Source organism: Mobiluncus curtisii subsp. curtisii ATCC 35241 (assembly GCF_000146285.1).
GTDB classification, from domain to species: Bacteria; Actinomycetota; Actinomycetes; order Actinomycetales; family Actinomycetaceae; genus Mobiluncus; species Mobiluncus curtisii.
Genome location: NZ_GL385912.1, coordinates 975,300 through 993,094, shown reverse-complemented (window position 1 = coordinate 993,094; position 17,795 = coordinate 975,300). Strand labels below are relative to the sequence as shown.

14 protein-coding genes are annotated in these 17,795 nt (G+C 58.0%); 9 read left to right on the top strand and 5 right to left on the bottom strand.

The genetic code is table 11. The annotated features are described in order from the left end of the window. Positions 1-25 precede the first annotated feature (25 nt). From typA to HMPREF0574_RS04330, 5 genes are all read left to right on the top strand, one after another. Positions 26-1,945 carry a translational GTPase TypA gene (gene typA / locus HMPREF0574_RS04350; RefSeq protein ID WP_004007487.1) on the top strand — a complete coding sequence of 640 codons (1,920 nt, stop codon included), beginning with the start codon at positions 26-28 and terminating at the stop codon, positions 1,943-1,945. Positions 1,946-1,991: 46 nt separating this feature from the next. Further along, positions 1,992-3,896, top strand: coding sequence for a VanW family protein (locus HMPREF0574_RS04345; RefSeq protein ID WP_236585815.1), 1,905 nt, complete (start codon positions 1,992-1,994; stop codon positions 3,894-3,896). A gap of 24 nt (positions 3,897-3,920) precedes the next feature. After that, positions 3,921-4,244: a ferredoxin gene (gene fdxA, locus HMPREF0574_RS04340; protein ID WP_004007485.1), complete on the top strand. Its 324-nt coding sequence runs from the start codon at positions 3,921-3,923 to the stop codon at positions 4,242-4,244. A 228-nt stretch (positions 4,245-4,472) separates the two neighbouring features. Beyond that, positions 4,473-5,777 (top strand): citrate synthase, encoded by a 1,305-nt coding sequence (locus HMPREF0574_RS04335; RefSeq protein ID WP_004007484.1) that lies wholly within the window; start codon positions 4,473-4,475, stop codon positions 5,775-5,777. A 107-nt stretch (positions 5,778-5,884) separates the two neighbouring features. Continuing rightward, positions 5,885-6,847 carry a DapH/DapD/GlmU-related protein gene (locus HMPREF0574_RS04330; RefSeq protein WP_004007483.1) on the top strand — a complete coding sequence of 321 codons (963 nt, stop codon included), beginning with the start codon at positions 5,885-5,887 and terminating at the stop codon, positions 6,845-6,847. A gap of 34 nt (positions 6,848-6,881) precedes the next feature. Here HMPREF0574_RS04330 and HMPREF0574_RS04325 read toward each other — a convergent pair whose 3' ends face one another. Then, positions 6,882-8,399, bottom strand: a complete 1,518-nt coding sequence (locus tag HMPREF0574_RS04325; RefSeq protein WP_004007482.1) for a DNA repair protein RadA — start codon at positions 8,397-8,399, stop codon at positions 6,882-6,884. A 396-nt stretch (positions 8,400-8,795) separates the two neighbouring features. Here HMPREF0574_RS04325 and HMPREF0574_RS04320 point away from each other — a divergent pair, with 396 nt between their 5' ends. The 3 genes from HMPREF0574_RS04320 to HMPREF0574_RS04310 all read left to right on the top strand — a co-directional run bounded on the left by HMPREF0574_RS04320 (position 8,796) and on the right by HMPREF0574_RS04310 (position 12,832). Beyond that, the gene (locus HMPREF0574_RS04320) at positions 8,796-9,710 is read left to right on the top strand and encodes a 1,4-dihydroxy-2-naphthoate polyprenyltransferase (RefSeq protein ID WP_004007481.1); all 915 of its coding nucleotides are present in this window, start codon (positions 8,796-8,798) and stop codon (positions 9,708-9,710) included. 173 nt (positions 9,711-9,883) lie between these two features. After that, on the top strand, positions 9,884-11,557 hold the full coding sequence (locus HMPREF0574_RS04315; RefSeq protein WP_004007480.1) for an FAD-dependent oxidoreductase: 1,674 nt from the start codon (positions 9,884-9,886) through the stop codon (positions 11,555-11,557). Between the two features lie 315 nt (positions 11,558-11,872). Then, entirely contained in the window at positions 11,873-12,832 is a 960-nt protein-coding gene (locus HMPREF0574_RS04310; RefSeq protein WP_004007478.1) for an aldose 1-epimerase family protein, read from the top strand. A 54-nt stretch (positions 12,833-12,886) separates the two neighbouring features. On the opposite strand, the gene HMPREF0574_RS04305 is transcribed toward HMPREF0574_RS04310, so the two are convergent. The 4 genes from HMPREF0574_RS04305 to HMPREF0574_RS04290 are packed head-to-tail and all read right to left on the bottom strand — an operon-like array spanning position 12,887 to position 16,698. Next, positions 12,887-13,723 (bottom strand): class II fructose-bisphosphate aldolase, encoded by an 837-nt coding sequence (locus tag HMPREF0574_RS04305; protein ID WP_004007477.1) that lies wholly within the window; start codon positions 13,721-13,723, stop codon positions 12,887-12,889. Next, on the bottom strand, positions 13,724-14,713 hold the full coding sequence (locus tag HMPREF0574_RS04300) for a 1-phosphofructokinase family hexose kinase (RefSeq protein ID WP_004007476.1): 990 nt from the start codon (positions 14,711-14,713) through the stop codon (positions 13,724-13,726). A gap of 20 nt (positions 14,714-14,733) precedes the next feature. After that, positions 14,734-15,777: an ROK family protein gene (locus HMPREF0574_RS04295; RefSeq protein WP_236585816.1), complete on the bottom strand. Its 1,044-nt coding sequence runs from the start codon at positions 15,775-15,777 to the stop codon at positions 14,734-14,736. A gap of 39 nt (positions 15,778-15,816) precedes the next feature. Continuing rightward, positions 15,817-16,698 (bottom strand): SIS domain-containing protein, encoded by an 882-nt coding sequence (locus HMPREF0574_RS04290; RefSeq protein WP_004007474.1) that lies wholly within the window; start codon positions 16,696-16,698, stop codon positions 15,817-15,819. 133 nt (positions 16,699-16,831) lie between these two features. Here HMPREF0574_RS04290 and HMPREF0574_RS04285 point away from each other — a divergent pair, with 133 nt between their 5' ends. After that, positions 16,832-17,617 (top strand): DeoR/GlpR family DNA-binding transcription regulator, encoded by a 786-nt coding sequence (locus tag HMPREF0574_RS04285; RefSeq protein ID WP_004007473.1) that lies wholly within the window; start codon positions 16,832-16,834, stop codon positions 17,615-17,617. The last annotated feature ends 178 nt before the right edge of the window (positions 17,618-17,795 follow it).

Genomic DNA, 17,795 nt, shown 5'->3' with positions numbered 1-17,795 from the left:
ACCGTTAACTATCGGAAAAGGGTTTATGGCACAGCGTCAAGATATTCGAAATGTCGCCATCGTCGCGCACGTCGACCACGGGAAGACCACCCTGGTCGACGCCATGTTGAAACAGGCTCATGCCGAGGGGCTCCGGGCTGACGGTCCGGAACGAGTCATGGATTCGGGCGATTTGGAGCGTGAAAAAGGCATCACCATCCTGGCTAAAAACACCGCAGTCAAGTATTGCGGTCCGGCTGCGGTGGATAGCGGATGTCCTCAGGGTGTCACCATTAACGTGATTGATACCCCTGGACACGCTGATTTCGGCGGGGAAGTCGAACGCGGTCTGTCGATGGTGGACGGGGTGGTGCTGCTGGTGGACGCCTCAGAAGGTCCCCTGCCCCAGACACGTTTCGTGTTGCGTAAAGCCTTGGCGGCGCGTTTGCCGGTCGTCTTGGTCATTAATAAGGTCGACCGCCCCGACGCGCGTATTGATGAAGTCGTTTCCGAGGCTACCGACCTGCTGCTGACCTTGGCTACTGACTTGGAAGCCAGTGGGGAACTTGGCGAAGATGACCTGGACCTGGATCAGCTGCTGGACCTGCCGATTATCTACGCTTCGGCAAAGGTCGGGGCGGCGTCCCTGACTAACCCCGGCAACGGTAATGTTCCCGACGGCGACCTGGAGTGCCTGTTTGAGGCTATTTTGCAGCACATTCCGGGACCTACTTATGATCCGGACGCTCCGCTGCAGGCGCACGTCACCAATCTCGATGCGTCGCAATTCCTGGGACGCCTGGCGCTGCTGCGGATTCACAATGGCACCATCCGGCAAGGTCAGACGGTGGGATGGGCGCGCCAGGACGGCATGGTCGAAACGGTCAAGATTACCCAGCTGCTGGCCACGCACGGCTTGGAACGGGTTCCTGCCGAGTCCGCTAAATACGGCGATATTGTCGCCGTGGCAGGCATTGAAGACATCACCATCGGGGAGTCTCTGGTCGATGTGGACGACCCGCGTCCCCTGCCCTTGATTCGGGTGGACGAGCCGGCAATTTCGATGATGATTGGCATCAACACCTCGCCGTTTGCCGGGCGGGTAAAGGACGCAAAAGTCACCGCCCGCCAGGTCAAGGACCGTTTGGAGCGGGAACTGGTGGGTAACGTGTCCCTGCGGATCGTGGATATTGGACGCCCGGACGCCTGGGAAGTGCAGGGGCGTGGCGAACTGGCTTTGGCAATCTTGGTGGAACAGATGCGTCGCGAAGGCTACGAACTGACCGCCGGAAAACCCCAGGTCGTTACGAAAACGGAAAACGGCAAAGTGATGGAACCGATGGAGGCTCTGACCGTCGATGTCCCGGAGGAACACTTGGGCACCGTGACGCAGCTGCTGGCGGCGCGTAAAGGTCAGATGAACACGATGACCAACCACGGAACCGGCTGGGTGCGTCTGGAATTTACAGTTCCGAGCCGAGGCTTGATTGGTTTCCGGACACGGTTTTTGACCGAGACACGCGGCACCGGGATTGCCTCCTCGGTCAGTTCCGGGTGGGCGCCGTGGCAGGGCGACATTGCAGGGCGCGCGACCGGCTCACTCGTTGCCGACCGCGCCGGGAAAGCTAGCCCCTACGCCATGATTAAACTGCAGGAGCGCGGTAACTTCATCATTCAGCCCGGCTCACAGGTATATGAGGGTCAGGTCGTCGGAGAGAACCCGCGCGGAGAAGACATGATTGTCAACGTCACCAAGGAAAAGCAGCAGACCAACATGCGTTCCTCGACCCAGGACGCTTTTGAAGGTCTGACCCCGCCGATTAACTTCACTTTAGAGGAAAGCCTGGAATTCGCTGGAAATGATGAATGCGTCGAGGTAACACCCGAAGCCGTGCGGATTCGTAAGGTAATCTTAGGTACGGAAACGCGCTACAAAGATGCAGCGCGACGTCGTCGCGAGCAGTGATTCGGCGGAGCACTCTTACGGAGGGCAGATACCGCGGAGGGATTCGATGGGTAGTCAAGACGTGAATAAAGGGGCGAAACCGGGTGGTTCCCCGTCGGAGCCACGCCCCCCCAAGCTCCGACCCAGTCCTCGACCCGTCAGACCGGCTGGAAAAGTGCCGGGCGGGGCGCGGGATGCCAACGCCACCGAAATGTTTCCCGGTTTCACGCAGGACAAGAAGCGTAATGGCAAGGTTCCAGTGGTTATCGGTGCCGCCATTGGGATTTTGGCACTGGCTTATGCTGGGACGGCTGTCGCCGTCTCGGGCAGTATGCCGCGAGGATCGTCTTTTGCGGGAGTCGCTGTCGGGGGAATGTCCCCTACGGACGCAATCAAAAAGCTTGATTCTCAATTGGGTCCCCGGCTGAAACAACCCTTCCCGGTGAAACTGGGAGCCAAAACCGCAAACATTGACCCAGCCGCAGCCGGATTGCAGCCCGATTTCACTTCTTCCGTGCATGAGGTCGCCGATTTTTCCTTGAGCCCCGTCAAAATTCTGGCTCATCTCGGGGGAACTGGTCCACTGGACCTGAAATCGAAAATTGATGAAAAAGCACTGGACAAAGCGGTGTCGGCAGCCGCGGCGGATCTAAAGTCCGCTCCGCAAGAGGCAGATTTCATTTGCCAAGATAGCCAGCTCCAGCCGGTTAAGCCCGCTCCGGGACGCGAGCTGGACCTGAAAGCTGCCACCGCCCTGTTGCACCGGGAGTGGTGGAAACCGGGCGACCCCCTGAACCTTCCCGGCAAGTCTAGTGCGCCAAAGTCGACCCAAGCGCAACTGGACACTGCCGCCCAGGGTGAGGCGAAAACCCTTCTGAGCGCCCCGGTGAAACTCAACGTAGGCGGGCAAAGCCTGGACATTCCCACTGCGGAACTGTGTCAAGACGCAACATGGTCCCTGCAGGGCGAAAAGCTAAAAGCCAGTTTAGATGGCGAGAAACTAAAGAAATACACGTTGGCAAACACCAAAGGTTTAGAAACCGAACCGGTTAATGCCCGATTCAGCTTTGATTCGGGATCCCCGCAGGTGGTGGCATCTGTGGATGGGGCCAAACTTGATTCCAAAGAGCTGTCCGACCGGGTGACGATGGGCGCGATTTCGCAGGAAAACCGTGAGGTGAGCGTGGATTTGACCCCGATTGCCCCCCAATTCACCACCGATGACGCCAATAAAGCTGGGGTTAAGGAAGTCATTGGTGAGTTTGCCACCCCGCTGACGTCAGACAGCGTGCGGACTGGCAATCTGACCAGGGCGGCGCAAATCTTGACGGGCAAGGTCTATCTGCCGAAACAGGATTTCTCTCTGGAACGTGACTTGGGTCCGTTGACGCCCGAGAATGGTTGGCGAGCTTCGGGGGTCTTTCAAAACGGCGTACACACCAAGGCTATCGGCGGTGGGTTGTCTCAGATGTGTGTCACGACTCTGAACGCGGCTTGGTTTGCGGGAATGGACTTGGTGGAGTTCAACCCGCACGGGGTGTACTTTACCCGGTATCCCGCCGGACGCGAGTGTACGCTCTGGACCGGGTCTTTGGATCTGAAATGGAAAAACCCGAATCCGACTCCCGTGGTGCTGCAGGGGTGGACTGGCGGAGGTCAGTTACATATGCGTATCTGGGGCACCAAGTACTACACCGTGGAATCTTCACAAAGCCCCCGGACTAACTATGTACAGCCCAAGACTACGGTCAACAATTGGTCCGAGTGCGTGCCTTCCGGTGCGGGTCAGCCCGGGTTTACTATCAGCAACACGCGCACCCGCTACCTGGACGGCAAGAAGGTCGATTCCAAGACCTACACGCACACCTATGCGCCGGATAATGCAGTGGTTTGTGCCAAGGACCTGGCTGCCCAAAAGGCTCGTGAGGAGCAAGCTGCGGCAGCAGGAGCGGACTCCCCGGAGGGGCAATAGACCGGACCGGGGTAGGATATACGTATGACTTACGTAATTGCTCAACCCTGCGTGGACGTGAAAGATAAGGCTTGCGTCGATGAGTGCCCGGTCGACTGCATTTATGAGGGGGAACGCACCCTGTACATCAATCCCTTGGAGTGCGTGGATTGCGGGGCTTGTGAGCCGGTATGTCCGCCGCAGGCGATTTATTACGAGGATGATTTGCCCGAGCCGTGGACGGATTTCTTGCGGGCTGGTCGGGACTTTTTCGCTGATTTTGATAACCCGACCCCCGGTGGGGCTTCGGTAGTGGGCAAGGTCGACAAGGACGACCCGATGATTGCCGCGCTGCCACCCCAGGGATAACCTGTGCGATGAACGCAGCTTTACCAAGCTGACGTCCCCCTCGAAGAACGGTACGGTACCGACAGCATCGGTCTTGTGAAATTCATATAATGTTGCCCGGAATATTGGACGAAACACGGGTGACGGGAGTACTATATTTGTAAGGACTTAAGTCCCAAAGTGCCCTAGCCTGGCGATGTTGCCGACCAGCGTAGATATGAAAATCAAAAAATTTTGAGGAGGAATCTCATGGGTGAGAATAACGGAGAATACTTTATTCAATCAGACCAGACGCGGTTGGATACCCCCCTTCACCAGGCCACGCAGGGCAACAACGGTATCGAAATTAACAAACTGTTGAGCACCACCGGCAACGTGACGCTGGACTATGGCTTTGGCAACACTGCCAACTGTGAATCCAAGATAACTTACATTGACGGCGCTAACGGGGTGTTGCGTTATCGGGGCTATCCGATTGAGGAACTGGCTCGCGAATCCAGCTTCGTAGAGGTCGCCTATCTCTTGATTTACGGAGACCTGCCCGACGCGAAGTCCCTGGAAACATTCACCCACAAAATCAAGTGCAACCGCCTGTTGCCTGAAGACTTCAAGGCATTCTTTACAGCTTTCCCCTCGAACGGTCACCCCATGTCTATCCTCCAGGCGGGGGTCGCCGGTCTGGCTACCTATTACGAGGACACTTTGAACCCCCTCGATCCCGAACAGCTTGAAGAAGCCACGATTCAGCTGCTGGCCAAGCTCTCCGTCATGGTCGCGACTATTGCGAAACGTGCCGCCGGTCTGCCTCAACTGTATCCCGACGCCTCTCGGGAACTGACCGAGGATTTTATCCGGATGTGTTTCGGGCTGCCCTATCAGTCTTTTGACATTGATCCGGCGATGGTTCGCGCTTTGGATCGTTTGTTTATCCTGCATGCTGACCATGAACAGAACTGCTCGACTTCAACCGTGCGTTTTGTCGGTTCCTCGCACGCAAACCTTTATACTTCGGTAGCTTCCGGGGTGGGGGCGCTGGCTGGTCCACTGCACGGCGGGGCTAACGAAGCCGTGCTGCGCATGTTGATGCAGCTGCGTGACACGGATATATCGATTAAGAACTTCGTCGAAAGGGTGAAGAACAAGCAAGACGGCATCAAACTGATGGGCTTTGGACACCGCGTGTACAAGGCTTATGACCCGCGTGCCGCTCTGGTGAAAGAATCCGCCCACGAAGTCTTGAGCCGGATGGGCAAATCCGACAAACTGCTGGATTTGGCGTTGGAGCTGGAGGGCATCGCGCTGAGTGATGACTATTTTGTTTCCCGTAACCTGTATCCGAACGTAGACTTTTACACGGGCTTGATTTACCGCGCGATGGGTTTCCCGATGAAGATGTTTACCCCGTTATTTGCGGTGGGTCGTCTGCCCGGCTGGATTGCCCAGTACCGCGAGATGGTTGCCGATCCGGCGACGAAAATTGCTCGCCCGCGTCAGGTGTACATCGGTCACTCCGAACGCCACTACCAGAACCTGCGTGCCCGTTCCGTCAGGTAAGCGATTTTGTGCCTTCCCGCCCGCGGTCTGTTGACCGGCGACACGGAACGTGTTTTGCTGGAGTAGCGGGTCGCGTCAAGCCGTTGTCAACTAGAGAGAAGGAAAACATGGTTAAGAAAGTTTGGGGTGTCGGTCTCACGGCTGAAACCGAGAGCGGCAAATCGCTGGACACCTGGTTCCCTTACATTTACGAGGGTGACGTAGATGAAGCGAAAGCGAAGGCTTTGGCTGCGACGCTGACGCACCTGGAGGGCAAAGACGATGCCCGCATGATTATTAACAAGGTCATCACCGTGACTGCCGATTTGGAGGACGATGTCCAAAGCGCTCCCGACGGGTATTTGCGTTTGCACTCCCTGTCACGCCGGATGGTGAAACCCAACACTTTGAGCTTGGAAGGATTGTTCGACAAGCTGAATATGGTGGCGTGGACCAGCCGCGGTGCCTGTGACTACGAAAACTTTGAGGAAACTCGTCTGCGTCTGATGACCAAGTACGGTATCGGCGCCAACATCCGCTGTGTGGACCGGATTCCCCGCATGACCACCTATGTGACCCCGAGCGGGGTGCGCATTGCCCATACTGAGAACGTTCGTTTGGGTGCTTACCTGCATCCGGGCACCCAGATTGGCTACACCGGGTTTGTGAACTACAACGCGGGAACCTTGGGGGCTGCCCGGATTGAGGGGCGTTTATCACAAGGCGTGACCGTGGATGAAGGCACGACTCTGGCTGGCGGTGCCTCCACGGCGGGTACGTTGGCGGTGGGGATGCACAAGCGCGTGTCTTTGGGCAAGAACTGCCACATGGGGGCGAACTCCGGTCTGGCGGTTCCCCTAGGTGACGACTGCGTCATTGAAGGTGGTCTGTATTTGAACAGTGACACCAAGGTTTACTACATGCCTTCCGGTGGTGTCATGCCTGGTGAAACTGGGTTCTTTATGGAGCCAAAGACGATGTTGGCAGAGGAACTGTCCGGGGTGTCACACGCCCTGTTTCGCCGTAACTCGCAGACGGGTCGTGTCGAGGCCGTGTCTCGTGGCGGTGCTGCCATCGAATTTTCAGATTGAGAATCCGCCAGTTTGGCGGCGTTCCGGTTTTAACTCAGATTTCGCAGTCTGGAGGCGAGGCCGGGGCGTGGCGCAGAGCCAGGCTCATTGCTTCGCGCAGGTTTGCGGCAGCTTGAATCTTGAATCCTCGCGGAGCCTTCAAATCCCTCGCGGCCGCGGCGGGCACGATAGCGCCGGTGAATCCCAGTCGCGCGGCTTCTGCCACCCGGCGAGACACTGCGATGCAGGAACGGATTTCCCCAGTCAGAGAGACTTCCCCAAAAGCCACCAGACCGGGGTCGATGACCTGACCCGTCACTGCTGACGCCGCCGCGAGCGCAACCGCCAAGTCCACTGCCGGCTCGACGGCTCGGGCTCCGCCCACTGTCGAGACGTAGGCATCTAGGGTGCCAAAAGGTAATTTCAGTCGAGCTTGCAGGACTGCCAGCATCATGGCGGTGCGGGAATAATCCAAACCAGAAACTGTGCGTCGCGGCGAACCGCCCGCTATCGGGGTGGTGAGGGCTTCTATCTCGATGGGTAGAGCGCGCCGACCTTCCAACGACATGGTGACGCAAGCCCCGGGCACCGGTTCGGCGGTTTTGCTGAGGAACAGACCGCTGGGGTCCTCGATGCCTTCGATGCCGGATTCCACCATTTGAAAGAATCCGACCGCGTCCGTGGGTCCGTAGCGGTTCTTTACCGCGCGCAACAGCCGCAGCTCCCCGGTTCGTTCGCCTTCAAACTGGCACACTACATCCACCAGATGTTCCAGCGTGCGCGGACCTGCCACCGCACCGTCCTTGGTAACATGCCCCACCAAAATTAGTGCCATGTGGCGGCTTTTGGCAGCGTCAATGAGTCGGGCAGTAACTTCGCGGACTTGCGCGGGGCCGCCGATAGAAGTGTCCATAGTCGGATCGGTCAGAGTCTGGATGGAGTCGACAATAGTTACGTCCGGGCTGGTAGTTTCGATTTGAGCCAGTGCCTGCGACACTTGGGTTTCAGCTGCTAGATAAAGATTTTCTGCCACTCCGCCAATGCGCTTAGCGCGAGACAGTACTGCCTCGGCGGTTTCCTCACCGGTCAGGTACAGGACAGTTTTGCCCTCCGTATCCACAGTCGCGGGCGTTTCTGAATCTGCAGAGACTAAGCGCAACCCTGGGCTATTCTCGCTAACCCTAGGAGAGCGCGGAGCGGTGCCTTGGGCAATTCGGGCAGCGACTTCTAACAGTAGCGTGGACTTCCCGATTCCCGGTTCTCCTGCCAGCAAGATGACCGCGCCGGGGACGATACCACCGCTGAGAACTCGGTCGAATTCGCCCACTCCGGTAGGTAGACGCACCGCCCGCTCGGTGGAATAGTGGCCGATAGGTTTAGCCGGGGACGCGGGGCGTCCGTAACTACCGGTGCTGCGGGTAGTGCCCGACCCGGTCGTCCGAGCGGAACTTTTCGCCAGGACCACGTTCTCTTCCAAGGTGCCCCACTGACCGCAGCTGCGACATTGACCAGTCCATTTGGGCCATTCCTCCCCACAGCTGGAGCACACGTAAACCGTTTTTTCCTTTGCCATAACTCCATCGTCTCACAAGCCCCGAGCACGAAAAATCATGAGTTTGAGGTCTGCCGGTGCGCACTGAATCCCTAAACCGGGGTGGTCTCGCACGAATGACCGATTTCACCGTGTGTGGTGCCGGCTCCGAGAAATTAGAATCGCGTCTACCAGCAGTGTTAGAAAAATTAGGGTCTGCAAGAACCCAGATTGCGGGTTGAAATCGGTCGTTCATGCCACTACTCCGAGGAAAGGCAATGGTCGCAACTCCACCGGTTAACTTCACGTTGAAACCGCGCTAGACTTTTAGGGCGAAATGTTGCTGGAATCTGACAAACACTCTCAGGTACTCGTGAAGCGCTAAACTTCGCGAAAACCCGGTGCTGCAAAGACTGATAAGCAAGGAAAGGAACCCTGATGGCCACTGCTCAAGCCTGGATTGAAGGAGCGCGGCTGCGTACCCTCCCGGCTTCGGCGGCACCCGTCCTGCTCGGCACCGGCATTGCCGCCGGATTGGGCAAGATGGATCCAGGGCTGGCTCTGGGGTGCCTGGCAGTGGCGCTGCTGCTGCAAATCGGGGTGAATTTTTCCAACGACTATTCCGACGGGATCCGTGGCACGGATGAATATCGCGTCGGTCCGCCGCGCCTGGTCGGAAGTGGGGAAAATCCGCGCAAAGTCTTGGCAGTGGCGCTGAGCTGCTTCGCGTTGGCGAGCATCGTGGGGCTGGGCGTTGCCGTCATCTCCCAGTCGTGGTGGCTCCTCGGTGCCGGTGTGGCAGCGGTCGCGGCTGCCTGGTGCTATACCGGTGGCAAACACCCCTATGGTTATGCCGGGATAGGTCTATCTGAGCTGCTGGTTTTTGTCTTTTTCGGACTGCTGGCGGTGCAGGGAACGCTGTGGGTGCAGGCACAAGTCCTGCCGTGGCAGTCTTGGGCGCTGGCTAGCGGACTGGGGTTGCTGTCCTGTGCGCTGCTGATGGTCAATAATCTGCGCGATATTCCTACGGACCGGAAATCCGGCAAAGTTACCCTGGCAGTGCGTTTGGGCGATGCCTGGTCGCGGCGCATTTACCGGCTTTTTATCTATATTGCGTTGCTGTTGTCGCTGACGGTGCTGTTCGTGCCGTGGCCGGAAATCTTTCCCGGCGGATTCATTCAATGGACCAGTGGTTTCGTAGTGCAGCTGGTCCTCTGGCTGGGGGCATTGCTGACTATGCGTCCGGTGCGTACGCACCAGACTGGAAAAGCCCTGATTGTCGCTTTGCGCAACACGGGTTTCTTAACTTTGGCGTATGGTGCTTTGCTCGGACTGCTGTTTGCCTTGCTCTAGCCGGGGTAATCGGTTTTTCAGAATGGCGCCCAGTGCGGATGGGCGGCAACTCGTTACGGGCGGTAGTAGCCAGTTCACCTAGCACACCACCTAGTGCTATGTTGATGGGGTCGAGAGCTCACCGGGGAGTCGCCCGGAGAACCTTCTGAACAAACCGAAGAAAAGGAGAGCGAATGAAGCTGGTAGTGGTCGGCGGAGTCGCGGGCGGTCTGTCCTTTGCGGCGCGAATGCGCCGGTTGGACGAGTCTGCTGAAATCGTGGTGTTTGAAAAGGGACCGTACCCTTCGTTTTCCAACTGTGGATTACCGTTCTATGTCGGTCAAGAGATTCCTGCACGGGAAAGCCTGCTGCTGAATACGCCCCAGAGCCTGCAGGCGAAACTGAACCTGGACGTGCGCGTGAATCACGAGGTCATCGGTCTGGACGCGGAGGCGAAAACCGTGCGGGTGTGTGGCGCGGACGGGCGAGAATTCACCGAAGGCTACGACAAACTGATTCTTTCCCCTGGCGCCAAAGCCGCCCGCCCGCCGATTGCCGGGTTGGATTCCCTCCGGGTGCGCACGCTGCGCACGGTCAATGATGCCCAACGGATTGTGGACCTGGCGGAATCTGCCCGGTCAGCGCTGGTCATCGGCGGGGGATTCATCGGCATCGAAGCGGCGGAAGCCCTGGCTCGCCGCGGCATCAACACGACTATCGTGGAAGGCGGCGCCCATGTCATGCCCCCGCTGGACCTAGAAATGGCGCACCTGGTGACCGGAGCCCTGCAGTCGCTAAACATCACAGTCATCGCAAACACTCGCGTCACCCAGATTCGCGATTTCCCAGCTCACGTCCTGGCGGAACTGTCAGACGGGCAGTGCTTGGAAACGGAGTTGATTGTGTTGGCAGCGGGTGCTATTCCCGCCACCGAGCCATTCGTAGCGGCGGGAGTGCGGGCTGACGAACGAGGCTATCTAGAAATTGATCAGCATGGACGCACCAGCTTGCCTGACGTGTTCGCTTGTGGTGACGCCGTTACGCAGCAGACCGGGGTAACAGGAATGGCACGACCGGTTGCGCTGGCTGGTCCGACTAACCGCGCTGCCCGGCTTATCGCGGACTTCATCGCTGACCCGAATTCCGCTCGTCCGTTGCCTAAACCTATCTCTACCTCGATTTTTCGGGTGGGACCGATGACTGTGGCGCAGACCGGGGCAAACCGGGCTGAGCTCGATGCACAAGGCATCGCCTACCGCACTATCCACACTCACCCCACCGACCATGGGACTTTCCTGCCCGGTGCTCAACCGATGCAACTGATGCTGCATTTCGCGGCCGCGGACGGCAAACTCCTGGGTGCGCAAGGAATTGGGGGCAACGGGGTGGACAAGCGGATTGACGTTATCGCTACAGCTCTCAAAGCGGGGCTGACTGCCCCTGATTTGATTGACTTGGATTTGGCGTATGCGCCCCCATATTCCGCAGCAAAGGATCCCGTAAATTTCCTGGGGTATGTGGCAGAAAATGTGCTGCGTGGTCGGCTGAAGCTGTGGTATGCCGAGGAGGTGGCTCACCTCGATCCCGGCACGCCTGTCCTCGATGTGCGTCCAATCCCGGAGTTTAATGCCGGGCATCTAAAGGGCGCCAGGTGTATACCCTTGACGGAACTGCGTTCGCGGCTCGATGAGGTGCGGACTTGGGTCGACGGGAAAACCGTGTACTTGAGCGATGATACCGGGGCTAACGCCTGGATGGCACAGAGAATTCTGGAATCCGCGGGAATTAATGCTAAAGTATTATCTGGCGGGGTCAATACGGTTTTCGCTTACTATTTTGATAACCCCGGCGCGGTGCTGGAAATGTGACATGGCTTCCAACAGACCAGTCCGGAATCGAGGAAAGGGAATGAGATGTGCTCTCCAGTAAAGTGTGCGAACTGCGGAAAGACTACATGGACCGGGTGCGGTCAACACATTGCAGCGGTGCAAGCCAGCGTCCCACCGGACCAGTGGTGTACCTGCCCAGAAGACAAACGCAAACCGCAATCCCTATTTGCGAGTTTCTTTTCTCACTGAGCATTTTTGCCGAAAGGCGGCAAAACAGGGGCGAAGCGCTCAGGGCGCGGAGCCGTTAAGAAAAGGTGATAGTTTTCCCCTTCCCACCCTTGCTAAAATCAGCGTATGACCTCGAGCGATGACTTTCTAGAACTTTGTGCCGGTCAATATCGCGCCCAGATTTCCCGCTTCGGTGGGGGTTTGTGGTCGCTGAGTTTTGCGGGGGAACCGCTGGCGGTGACCCCTCCGGTGCCGCCAGAGGGCTTGTCACGAGTCTCCCCGATTCCTTTCGCGGCGGGGTGTCTGTTGGCGCCGTGGCCCAACCGGGTGGACGGCGGACAATTCACCTTTCAAGACGAAACGTATCAGCTCGAAATTAACGAGCCTGAACGCCACAATGCCATTCACGGCTTCGTCAGGGAACTCCCTTGGGAACTCAATCCCGAAATGTCCGACAACCCCGCAGCGGTACGCCTCACTCTGGAAATGGAACCGCAGCCGGGCTGGCCGTGGCGCCTGGAATATGCGATGAACTGGGGTCTTGACGCGACCCAAGGGCTGCGAGGGGAATTGCAGGTGCGCAATCTCAGCACGACACCTTGCCCGTTTGGCTTCGGCTGGCATCCCTATTTGAGTGCGGGGGATGCGAGCCCGGATGAATGCACCCTGAGCGTCTCGGTAGGCAACAACCTGGTGCTCGATTCAACACGCAACCTGCCGACCGGTCGGGAGCAACCGGCAGACACTGTTTTGGGGTCAGCGCGCCCGGTAGCGCTGCGCGGACTGTGGCTTGACCACGCGTTTCGGGCGCAACCCGAACCAGATGGGCGAGTCCGGGCGACCTTGTGCCGTGCCGACGGTCTAGGGACTGAACTCAGTGCCGGACCGTGGTGTCGGTGGCTCCAAATCTATACCGCCGACCCTGCCCGTCAGCAGGCATTCCCCGGCGTTGATGATGGGCGTGCGCTGGCGGTCGAACCGATGACCTGCCCGCCGAACGCCTTGTGCCGTCGCCAGGACGTGCTGGTGCTAGAACCGGGGAAACCGGAAACCCTGGCTTTCGGAATTCGCGCCATCACGGGCTAGCTGGCGGTTGACCAGCGATTCCGCATCGGCATTGCAACGTCGGGCAGACGATGACTATTTGCCCGCGTACCAGAGAAGCAAACGTTCCACTTCTGCCTGTAAGGCGGCGTTACCGTTACGGGAATACTTGCGAGGATCGACCAGCTGGGGACCTTGCGCCAAATCCTTACGGACCTCGGCGGTATAGACCACGTTCAGGTGCGTAGAGACGTTAATCTTGGTCATCCCCGCTTTAATGGCAGCGCGCATTCCGTCATCGGAGACCCCGGAAGAACCGTGCAGGACCAGCGGAACCGGCACGGCTTGCTTAATGGCAGAAATCAGTTCCGTGTCCAACGTGGCATCCCGCGAGGTCATCGCGTGTGATGACCCCACTGCTACCGCCAGCAAGTCCACGCCGGTATCTGCCACGAATCTGGCGGCATCCTCCGGATCTGTCCGTGCGCTCGGGTCGTGGACTCCATTTTTCCCACCGACCTCACCTAATTCGGCTTCGACGCTCACGCCACGGTCGTGACACCACTGGGTAATCTGGGCGGTGGTGTCACGGTTTTGCGCATCCGGCAGTTTGGAGCCGTCATACATAATCGAGGTAAAGCCCAAATCTACCGCCGCGCGGCACAGGTCGAGGTCCTCAGCGTGATCGAGGTGCGCTACGACCGGGACTTTTGCCTGTTCGGCGAGTTTGAGTACGGCGCAACCGATGGGGTCGAGCCAGCCATGATGGTACTTAACAGCGTTTTGGGACAGCTGCAGAATCACCGGGAGGTTTACGGCTTCTGCCGCGGCGATTTGGGCTTCGCCATGCTCCAGCAGCACCACGTTGAAAGCGCCCAGTCCGACTCCCTCCGAGGCGGCCTCAGCAGCAAGTTTACGTATATCACACAGCATTTATGCACTCCATTCTTCAGTTCGAAAAGTCATTTTAGTGGCAATTGTTGCCACCATTTCGGTCTGTACCGCGCCCGCGACCGCGACTGGAACCGCGGCAGCTGACCAGGAAACCGCACGCCCGAGAGACTCGTGCGTCGGCAGGTTTTCGGACCTGGCAGACAGGAACCCGGCTACTGCCGCGTCTCCCGCTCCGGTGGGGTTGCCTGCCAAAGTCATCCCGGGGGCTGCCCACTCGACTTGCAAAAGGGCGGTGCGAGCGGACGCGCCGGGATGCTCCACGTATGCCAGCCCATCTTTTCCTGCTGAAATCAGCAACGCGCGTGCCCCCAGGTCCAGCAAAGCGCGTGCCGCGGCGGGCAACTCAGTAATACCGGTGGCGCCGCGCAGTTCTGCCACATTCGGTTTGAGACAATCCGCGCCTGCCCGCGCCGCTTCGAGCAGGTATTCTCCGGACGTGTCCACCAACACCCAGCAGCCTAGATCGTGCAGACCGGCGATTAGCCAATCTAGCATCCCCGCGGGGCTACCCTGGGCGAAAGAACCATTGATGCTGACGATAGCCTGGGGAGACGCCCAGTCCAGCTGCAGAGCCTCCCGCCACGGCTGTTCCCAACTCTGCGTAACTTCAGCAGGTGTCAGAGTGCCATAGTTTGGACCGGCCTCATTGAAAACTGTGGCATCTCCCGCCGCAACGATGGCGACGGATTGGCGGTTTAGAAATGGCATGGGCAAAGCCTGGAAACTAAAGTTTCCGTGCCGCTCTAGGGTTCGTTTTTGCAGGTCAGCGAGATATTCCGGGGATGAGAAAAATCCGACTGCGCGGGCGGGATACCCCATCTGTGCCAGGACTGAAGCGGTGTTGAGACCCTTACCTCCGGCACGGTAAACGAAATCTTCGACCCGGTGGGTGGCGCCGACTTGGAGAGCATCCACCGTGTAGGTGATGTCTAAGGCAGGGTTGGGAGTAAACGTGATTATCTGGGGCATCGGAGTCTCTCCAAAGAAACTTATGACGGGCGGGTGAGGGGAACAATCGGTACCTGGGCTTTTGCGAAGGCCTGCGCCGCGACCCCCAACAGTTGTGCTTGAGACCCAAAGCGTGACAAGGAAAACTTGGGTTCGGGCAGGTTCACGAGATGCGTGGCGGTCGCTTGGCGAAGCCTCTCTAGGTAGTCGGGACCTTCCTGGGATTGTCCTCCGCCCACGATGACTTCCAAATCTCCCAAAGTCGCCAGGCTGGCGGCGAGGACCACTCCCAATGCCTGCGTGGCGGTTTCGATTACGTGGTGAGCGCACTGGTCGCCTTCCCGTTCGCGCTGGAACACGTCACGAGACGTGGGGCGGGCAGTTTCCGGGGAGAGACCTTTCAGAAGGGCATAGCGACGGGCGGTGTATTCGGCGGACGCAATTCGTTCCAGGGGGAGATGGGTCGCCTGTGCAGGAATTGGTGCTGAGGCTTTCCCCAGGTAGTTCAAATCCGGATTGGGGAGCAGAATCTGACCGATTTCTCCGGAGAAGCCGCTACGGTTCAGTACCTGCCCATTGAGCACGATTCCCGCCGAGATACCCGTCCCGATAGCTACGAAAAAGCATTCCTTGCGTCCCGTGAACAGGGCTTCGCCTAACGCCCCGGAACGAACATCATGTCCCAGCGCAAGGGAACAACCCAGGGCTTCCTCTAAGCGGTCGCGCATAGGAAAGCGACCCCAGCCCAGATTAGCTGAGGTGATGGTCATTCCAGTGTCTTCCACCATCACGCCGGGAACGCCCACACCAACGGCTCGGCACACCCGCGCCGCCGGCAGTGCGGTGCCGTCGGCGTCGCGGATTTTGCCCTGGCGCAACGCCTGTTGAATCTGCAGATACTGGTCGTTAATCTGTGCAATCAGCCCGACCGCACCACCGGTGGAAGTGGGCAGGGTGGGCAGCTTCACCAGTGAACCCCGGTTGGACACGAAAGCCACCTTGGTGTCGGTCCCCCCGACGTCAAAAGCTAGCGCATAGACCGGGGCGGAATCGGGGTGGGTTGTCGAAAGCTCCTCGGGTGGCATCTGTCCCTCCATGGGCATGAGGTGTAGACGGGCGCGGAATTAGGACAGAATCACTGAACGGGTCAGGTGACGCGGGGTGTCAGGATTCAGCCCCCGGTGTTCCGCGCGTGCTACCGCGACGCGTTGCAGCAGCACCAGGGACGCCATCGGATCGTAGTCGTGGTGGACCAAAGTGGCGCCGGTAGCCGCGATTTGCGTCTCCATCCCCTGTGGGATGGCGCCAAAAATCCAGGTGATACGGTTTGGCTCGGCAATGGAAATCGGTCCGTGGCGGTATTCCATTGCGGGATAGGATTCGGTCCAGGATTGCGAGGCTTCGCGCATCTTTAGCGCGGCTTCATTGGCGAGCCCGTAAGTCCAGCCGGTGCCGAGGAAAGTGAACTGTTCCGCGTCGATGAATGCGGAGGAAATTTCTGCATTTACAGCCGCGGTGCAATCGGCAATAGCCTTCGTCAGGTCCTCCCCAAGGCTGGCACGCAGCAAAGCCAGGGCCGTAGTGGCAAAGCGCGTCTGCACGACCGACGTTTCATCCGCAAAGTCCAAAACGAGTTCCTGGTCGGTAAAGGGTGTGGCAGGACCGTTACCGACGGCAGTAATTAAACGGGTGGGAACCTTGCCGTGCAAGGCTTTGAGGATATCAATAATCTCCGTGGTAGTGCCCGAACGAGACAGGGTGATGACCATGTCATAGTGGCGAGTCAGGGGGAATTCGGTGGCGGTGAAAGCGTCAGAAACTCCGTGTCCGGCGACTTCCCTGGCTCGGCAATAGGCTTGCGCCATGAACCAGGAGGTGCCACAGCCAATCATGGCGACGCTCTGACCTTTTTTCGGGAAAAACTGAGAGTCCAGGGACGCGAGCAGGTCAATGGCTCGTTTCCAAGTTTCGGGTTGGCTGGCGATTTCCTCAGCGGTGATGCTCATGGTGGTGTGTTCTCCCTACAAAATCGGCGACATTTTTCAGAAATAAAAATACCACGCAAGCAGAAGTAAATTGTTTAAAACTGATTTAAATTTCATGTTAGAGACATATTAAATCAACCAGGAGGGAAGGCGTATGGCATATCAATCATTTCGACTGACAAAAATCCTCGATCTAGTGTTGGAAAACGGCTCAATTCAGGTAGAGGAGATTGAAACCCTGCTGGGGGTGTCTCCCGCCACCGCACGCCGCGATTTGGACAAATTGGCATCTCAACAGATGATTACCAGGGTTCGGGGAGGAGCGGTAGCGAATCCGCTGTCTGGAGATTTGCCGCTGCGGTATCGCCCCGTCAACCAAGGCAGAATCAAGCAACGTCTGGCGAAAGCGGCTGCCAAAATGGTGAAACCGGGAGACGTTATCGGCTTGAACGGAGGAACCACCACTACGGAAGTTTCTCGCGAACTAGCGCTGTGTGTCGCGAAAGATTCCGCGTTTCAACGCCAGGGGATTACGGTCGTCACGAACGCCATTAACATCGCTAACGAACTGGCGCTACGCCCCCAAATCAAAGTCATCGTGGTGGGTGGGACGCTACGCCCCTGTTCTTATGAAGTCGTGGGCAATATGTCCGGACTGGTATTGGACAATTTGGCAATGTCGCGAGTGTTTTTGGCAGTGGTCAGCATTGACGTGAACCGTGGCTTGTTCAACGATGACTTGTTGGAGGCGGAAACGAACGCTGATTTTCTCCGTTCTGCGCAACGAGTGACCGTGGTGGCAGATAGTTCTAAATTCTCCGCGTTGGGAACCGCCCGGATTTGCGATTTTGCTCCGATTGACGAAATCCTCACGGATAGTGTCGAAGCGCATTGCTTAGAAGTGCTGGAAAGCTACGGTATCGAGGTGCTGACAGCCTAGAACCGATAACCAAATTAAACAGCGCCAAAACACTTATAAAAATTATTGTCTGGTTTAGCTGCACTTTCACGTTCACTTTTCCGCCTCGAGAAATGCGTCTGCCGGAAACTCACTTCAGGGAGGATTGAGTAGCTGCCCTCGCTGAGAACAGTCCCCGAAATTCAACGGCGGAAAATTG

Excerpts from the sequence above, each read along its gene's own strand:
- typA (WP_004007487.1), top strand. The coding sequence starts at position 26 with ATGGCACAGCGTCAAGATATTCGAAATGTCGCCATCGTCGCGCACGTC.
- HMPREF0574_RS04345 (WP_236585815.1), top strand. The coding sequence starts at position 1,992 with ATGGGTAGTCAAGACGTGAATAAAGGGGCGAAACCGGGTGGTTCCCCG.
- fdxA (WP_004007485.1), top strand. The coding sequence starts at position 3,921 with ATGACTTACGTAATTGCTCAACCCTGCGTGGACGTGAAAGATAAGGCT.
- HMPREF0574_RS04335 (WP_004007484.1), top strand. The coding sequence starts at position 4,473 with ATGGGTGAGAATAACGGAGAATACTTTATTCAATCAGACCAGACGCGG.
- HMPREF0574_RS04330 (WP_004007483.1), top strand. The coding sequence starts at position 5,885 with ATGGTTAAGAAAGTTTGGGGTGTCGGTCTCACGGCTGAAACCGAGAGC.
- HMPREF0574_RS04325 (WP_004007482.1), bottom strand. The coding sequence starts at position 8,399 with ATGGCAAAGGAAAAAACGGTTTACGTGTGCTCCAGCTGTGGGGAGGAA.
- HMPREF0574_RS04320 (WP_004007481.1), top strand. The coding sequence starts at position 8,796 with ATGGCCACTGCTCAAGCCTGGATTGAAGGAGCGCGGCTGCGTACCCTC.
- HMPREF0574_RS04315 (WP_004007480.1), top strand. The coding sequence starts at position 9,884 with ATGAAGCTGGTAGTGGTCGGCGGAGTCGCGGGCGGTCTGTCCTTTGCG.
- HMPREF0574_RS04310 (WP_004007478.1), top strand. The coding sequence starts at position 11,873 with ATGACCTCGAGCGATGACTTTCTAGAACTTTGTGCCGGTCAATATCGC.
- HMPREF0574_RS04305 (WP_004007477.1), bottom strand. The coding sequence starts at position 13,723 with ATGCTGTGTGATATACGTAAACTTGCTGCTGAGGCCGCCTCGGAGGGA.
- HMPREF0574_RS04300 (WP_004007476.1), bottom strand. The coding sequence starts at position 14,713 with ATGCCCCAGATAATCACGTTTACTCCCAACCCTGCCTTAGACATCACC.
- HMPREF0574_RS04295 (WP_236585816.1), bottom strand. The coding sequence starts at position 15,777 with ATGCCACCCGAGGAGCTTTCGACAACCCACCCCGATTCCGCCCCGGTC.
- HMPREF0574_RS04290 (WP_004007474.1), bottom strand. The coding sequence starts at position 16,698 with ATGAGCATCACCGCTGAGGAAATCGCCAGCCAACCCGAAACTTGGAAA.
- HMPREF0574_RS04285 (WP_004007473.1), top strand. The coding sequence starts at position 16,832 with ATGGCATATCAATCATTTCGACTGACAAAAATCCTCGATCTAGTGTTG.